This window comes from Sphingobacterium chungjuense (assembly GCF_011316935.1).
Classification (GTDB): domain Bacteria; phylum Bacteroidota; class Bacteroidia; order Sphingobacteriales; family Sphingobacteriaceae; genus Sphingobacterium; species Sphingobacterium chungjuense.
In genome coordinates, this window is the sequence record NZ_WLYS01000001.1 from 363945 (window position 1) to 378459 (window position 14515).

Genomic DNA, 14515 nt, shown 5'->3' on the forward strand with positions numbered 1-14515 from the left:
TTCTTCTATTCTTCTCCTAAAAACGGGTAACGGTAATCTGTATCTGGGTTGAAGGTTTCCTTGATCGTACGTGGAGAAACCCAACGCAACAAGTTGATCATCGAACCAGCTTTATCATTGGTACCAGATCCGCGCGCACCACCAAATGGTTGTTGGCCTACGACTGCTCCAGTACACTTATCGTTGATATAAAAGTTACCAGCCGAATGACGCAAAGCATGACTTGCTTCTTCGATTGCGTAGCGATCTTGTGCAATCACGGCACCTGTCAATGCGTAGATGGAAGTCTGATCTATCGTTTTCAAGGTTTCAGACCATTTCTCATCTTCATAAACAAAAATCGTCAATACGGGACCGAACAATTCTTCTTGCATGGTTTCATAATCGGCATTTTGCGCAACGATCACCGTAGGACGAATGAAGTAACCTGTTGATTTATCATAGTCGCCACCGAAAACAACTTCTGCTTCGTTAGATTCTTTTGCACGGTCAATGTACTTCGTGATTTTATCAAATGATTTCTCATCGATCACCGCATTGATGAAGTTAGAGAAATCCTCCGTACCGCCCATTTTGAAAGTTTCTAAATCTTTACCGATCAAATCTTTGATGGTTGGCCAAAGTGATTTTGGAATGTAGGCACGAGATGCTGCCGAACATTTCTGCCCTTGGAATTCAAAGGCGCCACGTACTAAAGCCGTGCTCACTACTTTTGCCTCTGCAGAAGGGTGTGCTAAGATAAAATCTTTACCACCTGTCTCTCCCACGATACGTGGATAGGTTTTGTACACGTGAATGTTCTCTCCGATTGTTTTCCAGATATCTTGAAAAACTCCTGTAGAACCTGTAAAGTGAATACCTGCAAAATCTGGGTGTTTGAAAATCACCTCACCCGCATCTGGACCATGTACGTAAACCAAGTTGATCACGCCATCTGGTACGCCCGCCTCACGGAAGATTTCCATCAATACATTTGCTGAGTAAATTTGGGTGTCAGATGGTTTCCAAACGACTACATTACCCATCATCGCTACAGAAGTAGGCAAGTTACCGGCAATCGCCGTAAAGTTAAATGGCGTCAATGCAAACACAAAACCTTCTAATGGACGCTGTTCCACGCGATTCCACACCCCTTTTGGCGATACCGGAGGTTGCTGAGAATAAATCTCCGTCATGTATTGTACATTGAAACGCAAGAAATCTGCAATCTCACAAGCGGAATCAATCTCTGCTTGGAAGGCATTTTTTGATTGTCCTAACATCGTAGCTGCATTCAGCTTATAGCGATATTTGGTAGAGATTAATTCGGCAGCTTTCAAGAAAATAGCCGCACGGTGCTCCCATGGCAGGTTTTCCCAAGCTTCTTTGGCAGACAATGCCGCATCAATCGCAGCCTTTACATGCTCTTGTGTGCCTTTATGAAAATATCCTAAAACATGTTTGTGATCGTGCGGAGGAGTTAATGGCAATTTATTTCCAGTGCGCACTTCTTCTGATCCGATGTACATCGGTATATCTACTTCCTGCGCTCTGGCAGCCGCAATCGCGTCTTGAAGCAGTTTTCTTTCCTTCGTTCCCGGCGCATACGAATAAATAGGTTCGTTTGTTGGGCTAGGAACATTAAAAAATCCTTTAAGCATATCTTTCCTTTTTATCTTATTCTTATCTGTAAAGATAAGGTAATGTATGCAGAGCTCATAAACGCCGATTGTCTGAATGTAAACATATATTGTCTTTAAGAGACAGAACACACTCAAGCGCAAAACCTTCTATCAAGCTATAAAACAGCCACATAAGTTGTTAAAAACAGATTAAATAAAGAAAACACTAGGACTAATTACGACAAATATCGTATATATTATATACCGTGCTGCTGTAAGTACAGGCGAGGCGAGGTGCCCATTATTTGCTTGAATACGCGATTGAAATGCACCGTATTTCTGAAACCTACTTGAAATGCCGCTTCCGCGACGGACTCTGTCCGTCGGTTTACTAACAGCTGACACGATTTCTCAATCCGGACTTCATTTAAGAAGCCTACATACGTTTTGGTCGTATGTTTTTTGAAGAATTTACAAAAGGAGCTTGGCGTCATATGCACCAAACTGGCTACATCCGCCACAGCCACGTCATCTTGCAGATGATCGAAGGTATATTTATAAACCGCACTAATTCGTGCACCGTCTTTGTCGGAATAACTGATCTTTCGCGCCCCAGAATAAAGCGACTCCCCTTCTTGCCCGCGCTGCGTAAGCGTGTGCAATAGGCTAATAAACTCTACAAAACGTGGAATTCCATTTTTCTGCGAAAGCTCTCTAAAGAATTTTTGCAAATCGCTTGCCCGCTCGGCGCGTATCTTTTTGCTGGCATCCAAGCCAATCAAATAGCTACCAACTTGATCGAATTCGGGAATGACAAAAAGTTTTTCCATGCGTTCGAGGTGCACAAAAACATGGACTAAATGAATGTCTTCATTTGGCAGATTTGGATCATCATATTTCGCAAACATGTGCGGTTCGTCAGGACGAAGAATAAATACATCACCTTGTTGAAACGATTGTGCAATATTGCCCACTAGGATCGTTCCTTTCCCTTGCAGCACGCAAGTAACCTGCAATTCGGAATGACGGTGATAATAGCCATACAGCTTACCGCCCTTGTTTTCCAAAGTGGCAAATACACCTTCGCCGTAAACGGGAACGGTAAACTGAATGGGTTCCATGAGAAGTTGAACTATTTTAGCTTGTCAGCAAAGACTTTTTTGAACTTGTCCAACTTGGGCTGTACCACGAATTGGCAATAGCTATTCCCCGGATTTTTATTGAAATAATCCTGATGATAATCTTCTGCCGGATAAAACACGTCAGCCTTTTCGATCGTGGTTACGATCGGCTTTTCATACGCTTTCTCCGTATTCAACTGCGCGATGTAATAATCTGCTTTTTCTTCCTGCTCCGCATTCAGTGGAAACAAGGCAGAGCGGTATTGCGTTCCTACATCATTTCCTTGTCGATTAAGTTGGGTAGGATCATGCAGTTGGAAAAATGCTTTTAACAATTCATCGTATGAAATTACCTTTGGATCATACGTAATTTTGACGGCTTCGGCATATCCCGTTTGCCCCGTAGTTACTTGTGCATAAGTTGGATTTGCTCCTTTGCCACCGATGTATCCTGAGATCACGGTATCCACTCCCTCTAGCAATCCAAGCGAAGTTTCGATACACCAGAAACATCCTGCAGCCATGATCGCTTCTTCCCGATCGTCATTGACGGGCAATGTCGCCAAAGAAACCGGTTTAGACGTATTGGACGTGGCTTGGCAAGACGAAAAGACCAGCGTGCACAAAGCGAATAAATACATTATTTTGTTGCTCATAATTCCTCCTATTATATATTACAAAATACGAAAGAAGCTGCCTTTTGGTTTTCACCAAGGCAGCTTCTTAACATATTTAACACTAAAGCGTCAGGACAAAAATTATCCTTTTGCTGCTGCGTATCTTTTTGCGACAGCATCCCAGTTCACTACCTCGAAGATAGCTTCTAAGTATGCTGGGCGCTTGTTTTGATATTTTAAGTAGTAAGCGTGCTCCCATACATCGATACCGAAGATAGGCGTACCTTTTACTTCTGCCACGTCCATTAAGGGGTTATCTTGGTTTGGTGTAGAAGTTACTGCCAATTCCCCATCTTGACCAACGATTAACCAAGACCAACCTGAACCAAAGCGCGTAGCGCCTGCTTCTTGCAATTTCTTTTTTAAGTCAGCGAATGAACCAAATACTTCATTGATCGCTTCTGCCAACTCACCAGTAGGTTCGCCACCAGCATTCGGGCCTAGTACAGACCAGAATAAATCGTGATTAAAGTGGCCACCGCCGTTGTTGCGTACGGCAGCAGGATATTTGCTGATGTTTTTGATCAAATCTTCCAAAGATGCGCCAGCACCATCTGTGTCTGCGATAGCTTTATTCAAGTTATCCACGTATGCTTGATGATGACGATCGTGATGGATTTCCATCGTATCTTTATCAATGTGTGGTTCTAATGCGTCATTAGCGTATGGTAACGCTGCTAATTCGAATGCCATAATTATATAATTTTAGTATAAACCAATGCTGCTTATGCTGCGTTACGAAGATAACAAATGTTTGGTTTTTATGTTTGAAAACATCATTTTCTCCGACCTATTATCTTCTTTTATTACGAAAAAATGATTGTATCAACTCACTGCAAGCGGATTCTAAAACACCTCCTATGATTTCTGTCTTTGGATGAATAATGCGATCATGAAAAGCGCTATAACCGCGCTTATCGTCTTTTGCACCATACACGACGCGATCTATTTGTGCCCAATAAGCTGCTCCAGCACACATCACGCAGGGCTCGATCGTGACGTACAACGTACAACCTTTTAGATATTTGCCACCCAAATGATTGGCAGCGGCGGTAAATGCTTGCATCTCGGCATGTGCAGTAACATCATTTAGGCGCTCTGTCAAGTTATAGCCTTTAGCAATGATCTGCCCATTGGCAACGATCACCGCTCCAATTGGAATCTCATCCTCGTCGTATGCCTTCTTCGCCAAGCGCAACGCTTCACGCATAAATAGTTCATCCACCGAACCTGAAGTTTCGGCCTCGTCACTAAAATATCTCATCTACTCTTCTTTTCGACTTATCTAACTTAATCTTGTTCCGTTCGGAACGGCCTTATCCACCGCTGTCAACACAATATCGCCATTCGCATCTGCGAAACCAGTCACCAGGCACTCAGAAAAGAAATTAGCAATCTGCTTTCGTGGGAAGTTCACGACAGCAACAATTTGCCTTCCGATCAAATCCTCCCGTGTATAATGGGCAGTAATTTGCGCACTAGATTTACGAAGACCTATTTCCGCACCAAAATCAATCTGCAATTGATAAGCTGGCTTTTTGGCTTTTGGAAAATCTTGCGCGTCTATAATGGTTCCGACGCAAAGAATGACTTTTTCAAAGTCTGCCCAAGTAATATCTTCCATTCCTTACAATCTGTTGGTATGAATATCTTGCAATTCTTTACCCAACGTAAAGCGCACGTACTCTGCATTGCGACGAATACGCTTAGCCAACCGCTGTACCAATTGCTCTTCCTCGCCCTCCACATAAGCAAGATCTTCCTCACTTAATGTGTTGTATTTGCGTGTAATCTTTAATCGAATAACTTTCCAGTCGTCCGCTGATATTTTTAGGCTAGTCATGATTTCTGATTTTTAGTGGCTTAATTTTTGCTATTCTCTCGTATCTTTGAAAAAGTTAAAATTAAAACAATACTATGAAAAAACGAATACTTACGCTGATCGTTGCGATCACAACTATCTTTTCTGCACAAGCTCAGCTTTTCCCATCTGTTGATGTAGGATTGAAAGCAGGTGCGAACTTTACAAGCCTTCGTTCAAACGGAAATTATTTTGATTCTAGCACTAAAGCAGGTTTCTTGGCAGGTGCATGGGCACGTGTCGGCGTCTTAGGCCTTCATCTTCAGCCTGAGGTCTATTATTCCATGAAAAACACCACCGTTACGGCGGAGGGTCAATCTCAGGAACTACGCTTTTCGACGATTGATGTTCCAGTTTTGCTAGGTACTAAAATCGGTCTTGGCCCTGTAGGAGCACGTATTCAGGCCGGCCCTATCTTTTCGTTTATATTTGATAAAGATAATTTTAACAGACCGAATGCGAGTCAAAGCACAAACTTCCGTGACAACTTTGCAGCGATCGCATTTGGAGCTGGAGTAGATATTTCTAAGCTTTCATTGGATTTACGTTATGAGCATGGTCTGGGCGATTTAAATCGTGGAGCCGGTGATAGACAACGCCTTAATTTGTGGACTTTGGCACTTGGATTCAATTTATTGTAAGCGCACAAATCCTTAATGGCACATTTAGCGCCATTTTTAATATAAAAAAAATAGGGCTACCGAAATTCGGTTAGCCCTATTTTTTTAGAACAATTCTAAATTGCCCTTTTTAATCGCATCCACGGGACTTATTGTTGTTTATATGATAAATTTGTGACTAAATTATATAAATTCAGAAGACTAATGAGTAAATCAAAGCCGGTGTTAACTTCTTCGCTAGGGAAGAAACTCGTGATGAGCTTAACAGGCCTATTCCTGTGTACATTTTTAATAGTCCATTTGATCGGTAACTTTCAGTTATTCAGCGACGACCTTGGCTATTCATTCAACAACTATGCATACTTCATGACGCACTTTACACCAATTAAAGTGGTTTCATACTTATTGTATGCATCGATTATCATTCACGCTGTGTACGCGTTGATCTTGACGATCAAAAACAAAGCCGCCCGCCCGATTCAATACAAAGAAACAGACGGTAAAGCAAACAGTACGTGGAATTCCAGAAATATGGGTATTCTAGGCACGGTATTATTGATCTTCATCGCTACGCACATGCAGAATTTCTGGTTTCAGTACAAATTCGGAACTACGCCTTATGTAGAGTATCATACGAACATCGCTACAGGCGATCGTCAAATTGATCAGTTCGACGATGTGCCAGAAACATACACAGGCTACCGCAGTTTTGTAGACAATGGTGTAGAGACCATTCAGTCAAAAGACCTTTACACGCAAGTGGCAGTGACTTTCAAAAATCCATTACTCGTTTTATTTTATGTAGTGGCCATGGGAGCACTTTCATTCCACTTGATCCACGGTTTTCAGTCTGCATTCCAGACTGTCGGGTTTAATCATCGTCGCTACATCGGCGTGATTCGTGCGATTGGCGTTTGGGGATTTGGTGTTATTATTCCGGTTCTGTTCGCTTTAATGCCTTTGTATTTTTACTTTTTAAAATAATGTTATTTACAGATGTTGCTCCGCAGCATCTTTTAAATATATAGATCGTTAACTATGTTAGATTCTAAAGTACCTGCTGGCCCATTAGCCGAAAAATGGTCCAAACATAAATTCAATATGAAGCTGGTAAACCCAGCCAACAAACGTAAATTCACTATTATCGTAGTGGGTACTGGTTTGGCGGGCGCTTCGGCAGCTGCTTCTTTAGCAGAACTGGGCTATAATGTCAAAACATTTTGCTACCAAGATTCACCACGTCGTGCGCACTCTATCGCGGCACAAGGTGGTATCAATGCGGCGAAAAACTATCAGAATGATGGTGACTCGGTTTATCGTTTATTCTATGACACCATCAAAGGTGGAGATTACCGTGCTCGCGAAGCCAACGTACATCGTTTGGCAGAAGTGTCGGTCAACATCATCGATCAATGTGTGGCGCAAGGTGTTCCATTTGCACGTGAATATGGTGGCCTTTTAGATAACCGTTCTTTCGGTGGTGCTCAGGTATCCCGTACATTCTACGCTCGTGGTCAAACTGGGCAACAATTATTGTTAGGCGCGTACTCTGCGCTTAACCGCCAGATCCAAAAAGGAAAAGTAACTTCTTACACCCGTCATGAAATGCTTGACTTGGTGAAGATCGATGGACATGCACGTGGTATCGTAACCCGTGATATGATTTCCGGAAAAATAGAAACACACGAAGGACATGCGGTATTGTTGTGTACTGGAGGTTATGGAAACGTATTCTTCTTGTCTACCAACGCTATGGGCTGTAATGTGACCGCAGCATGGCGCGCACACAAACGTGGTGCGTACTTTGCCAATCCATGTTATACACAGATACACCCAACATGTATTCCAGTAACGGGCGATCACCAATCGAAACTGACTTTGATGTCTGAATCATTGCGTAACGATGGACGTGTATGGGTTCCTAAAACAAAAGAAACCGCTGCCAAATTGCGTAAAGGCGAATTGCACCCTGCTGACATCAAAGAAGACGAGAGAGATTACTTCTTGGAGCGCAAATATCCTTCTTTCGGTAACTTAGTGCCACGCGATGTGGCTTCTCGTAACGCCAAAGAAGCAGTAGATGATGAGCGTGGTGTTGGTAAATCTGGTGTCGCGGTATTCTTGGATTTCGCCGATTCGATTGCTCGTTTGGGCGAAGATACCGTACGTGCTAAATATGGTAACTTGTTTGACATGTACCACAAAATCACAGACGAAAACCCGTACAAACAACCGATGCGTATCTATCCAGCAGTTCACTATACTATGGGCGGTATTTGGGTAGATTACAACTTGATGACTACCGTACCAGGTTTGTATGCATTGGGAGAATGTAACTTCTCCGATCACGGTGCGAATCGTTTAGGTGCTTCTGCACTAATGCAAGGTCTTTCTGATGGGTATTTCGTCATTCCATTCACGGTAGGTGATTACTTAGCTAATCTTGGTTCCTTTGCACCAGTAGATAAAAACCATCCTGCATTCGAAGAAACGCGTAAAGAAGTAGAAGCTAACGTAAATGCGCTACTTGCCTTGCGCGGTACAAAAACCGTAGATGATATCCACAAAGAGTTGGGTAAAATCATGTGGGAATACTGTGGTATGGCGCGTACCGCTGAAGGCTTGACGAAAGCAAAAGGCATGATTCAGGAATTGCGTAAAGACTTCTGGCAAAATGCGAATGTACTTGGTAACAACGAAGAGCTAAATATGTCTTTGGAGAAAGCTGGCCGTGTAGCCGACTTCTTAGAACTGGGTGAGTTGATGGTAGACGATGCGTTGAATCGCAACGAGTCTTGTGGTGGTCACTTCCGTTTGGAATCGCAAACAGAAGAAGGCGAGGCATTACGTAATGACGAAGATTATACGTATGTAGCTGCATGGCAATATACTGCCGACAATCAGCCTGAAGTATTACACAAAGAGGAGCTGATATTCGAGAATGTTAAATTAACCCAAAGAAGTTATAAATAAGATCCATTGAGCTTCGGCTCAATGTGTTACTCTATATAGAAGTTATGAGTGGACAGATGAATTTAACGCTAAAAGTTTGGCGTCAAACAAATATAAAAGACAAAGGGCAATTTGTCACTTATCAAGCGAATGATATCGCCGATGACATGTCTTTCTTAGAGATGTTGGATATCGTAAATGATGACCTTACTCGTAAAGGGGAAGATCCTATTTATTTCGATCACGATTGTCGGGAAGGTATTTGTGGAATGTGTTCTTTGGTGATCAATGGTCGCCCGCACGGACCAGAATATGGCACGACAACCTGTCAATTACACATGCGTTCTTTCCACGATGGACAGACTATCGTCATCGAACCTTGGAGAGCTGCCGCTTTCCCTGTGTTGAAAGATTTGGCGGTAGATCGTACCTCTTTTGAGCGTATTCAACAAGCAGGTGGTTACGTAAACGTAAACACTGGAGGTGTACCAGATGCGAACTCGATTCCAATCCCTAAGCGTATTGCTGATGAGGCTTTTGAATCTGCAACCTGTATTGGCTGTGGTGCTTGTGTAGCGGCTTGTAAAAATGCTTCTGCGATGCTATTCGTATCAGCAAAGATCTCTCAATTTGCCTTGTTGCCACAAGGACAAACAGAGCGTTACGAGCGTGCACAAAGTATGGTAGATCAAATGGACGCCGAAGGTTTTGGTAACTGTACCAATACGGGTGCTTGTGAAGCAGAATGTCCAGTGGGCATCAAGATGACGAACATTGCGCGTATGAACAGAGAATACTTCACGGCAAAATTGTTCCGCGAAGAAGACGTACACAACTAGTCTTTGTTTAAATACTACAAAGAGTCCGCGCTATTCAAATAGGGCGGACTTTTTTGTTTATATTTATCGATCTTAACAATCTTTTGCATGGGAAATAGAGTGCTTCTTCTGTTGTCAATAGTCATGTTTTTGCTTTTTGCAACGGCACTGATCATACACAATACGATCACAGAAGCAGATATGCTAACAATCAATACCGAAACTGTTTCCAAGAATATTCACAGAAAAGAGAAGGTTGTCGAAAACTTGTTTACTGATTCGTTAGCACTAAAAACATTCTCTAACGTCGAACGGTATCCTACCCAAGCATTAGAATTAACAAAAAACCTATCGGACGATGAAAACCTGATATATTTTTATGTCTATAAGAATAACAATCCTATATTTTGGAGTTCGAACCTAATTGTGCCTCCGAGCGATCGACCATTCGTACAAGAAACCACCTTTGTCGATGCTGAACCACGGTCGTATATCGTCAAGAAAAAGAAATTAGATCAGGACATGTCCGTTCTGGCAGTCATCTTGGTAAGGCGTGCATTTAATCACTCGAATAGTTACCTTTCTAATCGCTTTTACAAAAACATTATTCCCTCCGATAACTTAGAGATAGCCAGATACAGCGATAATGACATCGTCCGCAACGTGTATAGTAAATCGGGCACCTATCTTTTTTCCGTTAAATTTAAACAAGGAAAGTATCACAATGTATACCTGACTATGCAGCTGCTCGCATGGGTATTGGGCTCGATTATTTTTCTTTCCTTAATTAATCGTGGCTGTTTTATGCTGGCAAAGAAAGGCCACGCTTGGCCTTCCGTAGTAGCCATGGCTGGTATTTTGGCGATACTCAAATGGATCTCTTTACAAGCAGATTGGCTATCAGCTACCTCCAGCATGGAACTATTCGACCCACGCTATTATGCTTATAATCCATTTTTACCCAATCTTTGGGAGTTTATAATCACCACAGCTAGCGCAGCATGGATCATCTTCTATATCCGCAGCATTCAAGTTTTTCTGGCAGCACAGAATCCTTTTAATAGAAATTTCACAGCCTTATTGTTAGCGGGTTTTGCGTTAGCGAGCATCTATTTGTTTAGTAACTTATTGCTAGAGCATCTAAGTACCTTGATTACTCACACATCAAGTGTAAACATGGACTTTACCAACATTTTGGGTTTTAGTACCTATAGTTGGGTGAACGTGTTTCTATTCTGCGCCAATATCATTCTGTTGCTGCTTTATATCGATTTTGCGATTGGACAGGTGCGTACGATGCTACGCAATCTCACCACGGAAATCAATGTACAATTAATTACCTTGATCTTGTTTTTACTGATCAGTGCCTTATTTTTTGAGCAAGCTATTTATTACAACCTATTGGTGGGTGCTGTGTTGCTCATCCGCTCGTATACGCGCCACAAAAACACGCAGTATTCATTCTTCAATATCGTCATTGTTTTACTGTCTATATCCCTGTTATCTTCCTTTATATACCACCAAAGTATACGTAAGGTAAAGCAGAAACAGATGGCTCTGACACTAAAATACCTGGAAGCAGAAAACGATCTCAATGCCATTTCTATTTTTTCGGAAATGGAGAAAAGCCTGGTTGCCGACTCGACAATCATGCGACAGCTATTGCAGGGAGCTATGGCTACTCGCCAAGTGCAGCTCTTGGACAATCATATTAAAACGCATTATTTTAGTGGTTATCTCTCGAGATACGAGCATCAGTTTTATTATTATATCGACGAGATTCCTCTTGGTGAATACAGTAATAATAAGATGTCTGAATATCGGGAAAAGGTAATCAATAATGCGGTACGTGTACCCAATACAGAACACTTCTACCGTGTACGTAGTGAATTAGGTACGCATGAGTATTTCTTGCAGCTTGATGTGCCTTTGGACGAAAGTAGTAACGCACAGATTTTTGTCAATTTACGAAATTACGCCTATAGCCCCTCTCTGCCCTATCCCGAATTTTTGGTGGATAGTAAGGTGGATATTATTCGGGAACATTACGCCAGCGATGCAGCCTTTGCTTTGTACAAAGATCGAGTTTTGCTCACGCAGAATGGTAATTATGTATATCCGACACAAGATGTACTATTTCCACCAGATTTAAACAAAACGATAGAACTACCCGATGACAAGGGGTTTTATCATATGGTTTTTCGCCCTGATGTACATACCACCATCGTCGTAAGTAAGCCAAAATTTGATATTTGGCAGTCGCTTGCAATCATTTCTTTTCTCTTCATCTCTTTATTTACGGTCTATCTTCTGGCGTTGATGATTCAATACCTCACCACGGTCGTATTTCGAAGATCATTTAATTGGAGGACACTACAATATCAGTTTATATTGCTGCGAAACAAATTGCGATACAGTACGAGGATACAAACTATTGTGATTTGTACGGTTATCCTAGCCATTCTCATCTCGGGAACAATTGCATTCTTCACCATTCGCAAGCAGTTAGAGACCAGCAATTTGGCGTTACAAGAAAGCTACAGCAAGGAAGTCTCCCATAAGTTAGAAAACCTACTGTCTACTAATGAAAAAAAGGCTTGGACAGAAGATGCTGTGGAAAGAGTCCGCGAAATTAATGAGTTTTCTAATCTGGATGCTAACATCTATGACAAACGCGGCATTTTGGTGTATTCCTCTCAACCTCGGATATTCGAGACAAAGCTAGTATCAGAATATATCCATCCGGACGCGTATAATGAACTCAATGTCATCAAAAAGACCAACGTGACACTGACGGAAAGAATTGGTGATTTTGACTTCAATTCGAGTTATTCAACCATTAGAAACGAAGACAATAGTTCAATCGCCTTTGTAAACATTCCTAACTACGCGGCGAAGAAAGAAGAAATCCGAAATAGTAATTTACTACTGAACTCTTTGCTCAATATCTATACAGTGATTATATTAATTGCCGGATTTATTGCAGTATCGGTATCGCGTCTAATCACTAGGCCGCTATTGATAATTGGTGAGAAGATGGTGGAAACGACGGTAAGCGATAAAAATAATGAACCGCTCTATTGGGAACGTGATGACGAGATCGGTGCCTTGGTAAAAGCATATAATCTTATGCTGGTAAAAATGGAGCAGAACACCAAACAATTGATGAATGCAGAGCGGGAATATGCTTGGCGCGAAATGGCCAGACAGGTGGCTCATGAGATCAAAAATCCACTGACACCTATGAAACTAGGCATACAACAATTGATGCGCTCATTCAACGAGAATGATCCACGATTTGAGGATCGATTTAAGAAGTTTTCTGATTCATTTGTAGAGCAGATAGATAGCTTATCTAAGATTGCAGTGGAATTTTCCAATTTCGCCAAGTTACCTAACACCGAATTGGTGAACATTGATATCCTTGAAAAGGTGCGGGAAGTCGTAACCTTCTTTAACAGCTCTATGAATACCAATATTTTGATTGCGAACAAGACGGGTCGGGACAGGCTTCTTGTGTTGGGCGACAAGGATCAAATATTGCGTAGCTTCAATAACTTAATAAAAAATGCTATTGAGGCTTCTCGTGGCCGGAAAAAAGTGATGATTAAGATTAGCTTGTCTTTGGTGGAAAATGAGCTGTTGAAGATTGCCATTGGCGACAATGGATTGGGGATACCGCTAGATGTAATTCCGAAGATATTCCAACCTAACTTTACCACCAAAAGTTCTGGAACTGGACTTGGACTGGCGTTTGTCAAGAAAACAGTGGAATCAATGCAGGGAGAAATCACTTTTCAGACCGCAGAAAACGTAGGAACGACCTTTACGATCGTGCTGCCCATGACTGCACCAGCAAACAGTTATTAGAATTACGAAAAAAAGGTATTAGTAAAAGAGGGTGTTACTGGGGCAAGCTATTTGAATACCACACTTGCACGCCCCATAATTGCGTTATCCGCATAGAGTAATACAGTATATGCTCCTTTTTTGAATCCAGCATTGTCATCAGACCAGAATAATTGATATTCCTCCCCATTATTCGTAAAGCTGATGTTTTCCTTAAATGTATACTGAAGCTTCTCACCATGTACATAAAACAGATCCTCTGAGTTGGCAATAAGATTACCGCTAGGGTTTATGATACGCACATATATCTCTTTTTTCCCGATCTCTGCAATTGGATTGTCTGCAATGGTAAAACTGATTTGCATCTGATCGATGCGTTTTGCTCTGACATTGGTGGTATGCGTACCATCCCGTTTGACGGAGATGCCATTAAGACTTACATTCGAAACCTTAATAGAAGATGCTTTAGACATCTTTGTGGTCATGGCAGATTGTCTGTCTTTAAGATTCGCAATTTGGCGCTCACTGGCATCCAATTCGTCCTGCAACAGACTATTCTCACGAGCCAATAATTCCGTTTTTACGCGTAGACCTACTACTTCATCCCGAAACTGGGAAACACGATCCTTAAGACCGGCTACCTCATTGCGAACATTTACCAATTCGCTTTCCGAAATATCATTTTTGCTTAAGTCTTGGCGTAGGTTGTTAATGACCATGCGCGCTTCGCTCTCGGAAGCTTCCAAATCATCGGTGTATTCTACGCCTTGATTGGTAGCATTGTCTAGCTCGGCCTCGATGCGATCTATATCGGTCTGTAGGTTTTCACGCTGCAGGGTTACCGTGTATAGTTTCTCACCCGAAGATTTAAATTTTATATAAAAATAGACATTGGTCGCTATCAGCGCAGCAATGGCTAAAATAAAGAAGTATACATTTCTATTTACACCGGATTGTGGTGCTTTTTTTTCTTCTTCTCTTTCTAATTCCACTCGATCAACATTCATCCCTTATGT

At 41.9% G+C, this 14515-nt stretch carries 13 protein-coding genes; 5 read left to right on the forward strand and 8 right to left on the reverse strand.

Going from position 1 to position 14515, the window contains the following annotated elements; genetic code table 11:
• Positions 1 to 5: 5 nt before the first annotated feature.
• The 7 genes from pruA to GKO22_RS01645 all read right to left on the reverse strand — a co-directional run bounded on the left by pruA (position 6) and on the right by GKO22_RS01645 (position 5242).
• Positions 6 to 1640 carry an L-glutamate gamma-semialdehyde dehydrogenase gene (gene pruA, locus GKO22_RS01615; protein ID WP_166332382.1) on the reverse strand — a complete coding sequence of 545 codons (1635 nt, stop codon included), beginning with the start codon at positions 1638 to 1640 and terminating at the stop codon, positions 6 to 8.
• A gap of 218 nt (positions 1641 to 1858) precedes the next feature.
• Positions 1859 to 2722, reverse strand: coding sequence for an AraC family transcriptional regulator (locus GKO22_RS01620; protein WP_166332383.1), 864 nt, complete (start codon positions 2720 to 2722; stop codon positions 1859 to 1861).
• 11 nt (positions 2723 to 2733) lie between these two features.
• Positions 2734 to 3378 (reverse strand): peptide-methionine (S)-S-oxide reductase MsrA, encoded by a 645-nt coding sequence (gene msrA, locus GKO22_RS01625; RefSeq protein WP_166332384.1) that lies wholly within the window; start codon positions 3376 to 3378, stop codon positions 2734 to 2736.
• Positions 3379 to 3480: 102 nt separating this feature from the next.
• Positions 3481 to 4092 (reverse strand): superoxide dismutase, encoded by a 612-nt coding sequence (locus tag GKO22_RS01630; RefSeq protein ID WP_166332385.1) that lies wholly within the window; start codon positions 4090 to 4092, stop codon positions 3481 to 3483.
• 100 nt (positions 4093 to 4192) lie between these two features.
• The gene (locus GKO22_RS01635) at positions 4193 to 4663 is read right to left on the reverse strand and encodes a nucleoside deaminase (protein ID WP_166332386.1); all 471 of its coding nucleotides are present in this window, start codon (positions 4661 to 4663) and stop codon (positions 4193 to 4195) included.
• A gap of 21 nt (positions 4664 to 4684) precedes the next feature.
• Positions 4685 to 5023, reverse strand: coding sequence for a tRNA-binding protein (locus GKO22_RS01640; RefSeq protein ID WP_166332387.1), 339 nt, complete (start codon positions 5021 to 5023; stop codon positions 4685 to 4687).
• Between the two features lie 3 nt (positions 5024 to 5026).
• Positions 5027 to 5242: a hypothetical protein gene (locus tag GKO22_RS01645; protein WP_166332388.1), complete on the reverse strand. Its 216-nt coding sequence runs from the start codon at positions 5240 to 5242 to the stop codon at positions 5027 to 5029.
• Between the two features lie 74 nt (positions 5243 to 5316).
• Between GKO22_RS01645 and GKO22_RS01650 the strand changes: the two genes are divergently transcribed.
• The 5 genes from GKO22_RS01650 (at position 5317) to GKO22_RS01670 (ending at position 13520) form a co-directional block, all read left to right on the forward strand.
• Entirely contained in the window at positions 5317 to 5901 is a 585-nt protein-coding gene (locus GKO22_RS01650; protein ID WP_166332389.1) for a porin family protein, read from the forward strand.
• Positions 5902 to 6084: 183 nt separating this feature from the next.
• Entirely contained in the window at positions 6085 to 6864 is a 780-nt protein-coding gene (locus GKO22_RS01655; RefSeq protein WP_166332390.1) for a succinate dehydrogenase cytochrome b subunit, read from the forward strand.
• Between the two features lie 54 nt (positions 6865 to 6918).
• The gene (locus tag GKO22_RS01660; RefSeq protein ID WP_166332391.1) at positions 6919 to 8853 is read left to right on the forward strand and encodes a fumarate reductase/succinate dehydrogenase flavoprotein subunit; all 1935 of its coding nucleotides are present in this window, start codon (positions 6919 to 6921) and stop codon (positions 8851 to 8853) included.
• 44 nt (positions 8854 to 8897) lie between these two features.
• Entirely contained in the window at positions 8898 to 9671 is a 774-nt protein-coding gene (locus GKO22_RS01665; RefSeq protein ID WP_206367775.1) for a succinate dehydrogenase/fumarate reductase iron-sulfur subunit, read from the forward strand.
• Between the two features lie 87 nt (positions 9672 to 9758).
• A complete protein-coding gene (locus tag GKO22_RS01670; protein ID WP_166332392.1) occupies positions 9759 to 13520 on the forward strand; it encodes an ATP-binding protein in 3762 nt (1253 codons plus the stop codon).
• 47 nt (positions 13521 to 13567) lie between these two features.
• On the opposite strand, the gene GKO22_RS01675 is transcribed toward GKO22_RS01670, so the two are convergent.
• A complete protein-coding gene (locus tag GKO22_RS01675) occupies positions 13568 to 14506 on the reverse strand; it encodes a hypothetical protein (protein ID WP_166332393.1) in 939 nt (312 codons plus the stop codon).
• Positions 14507 to 14515 lie beyond the last annotated feature (9 nt).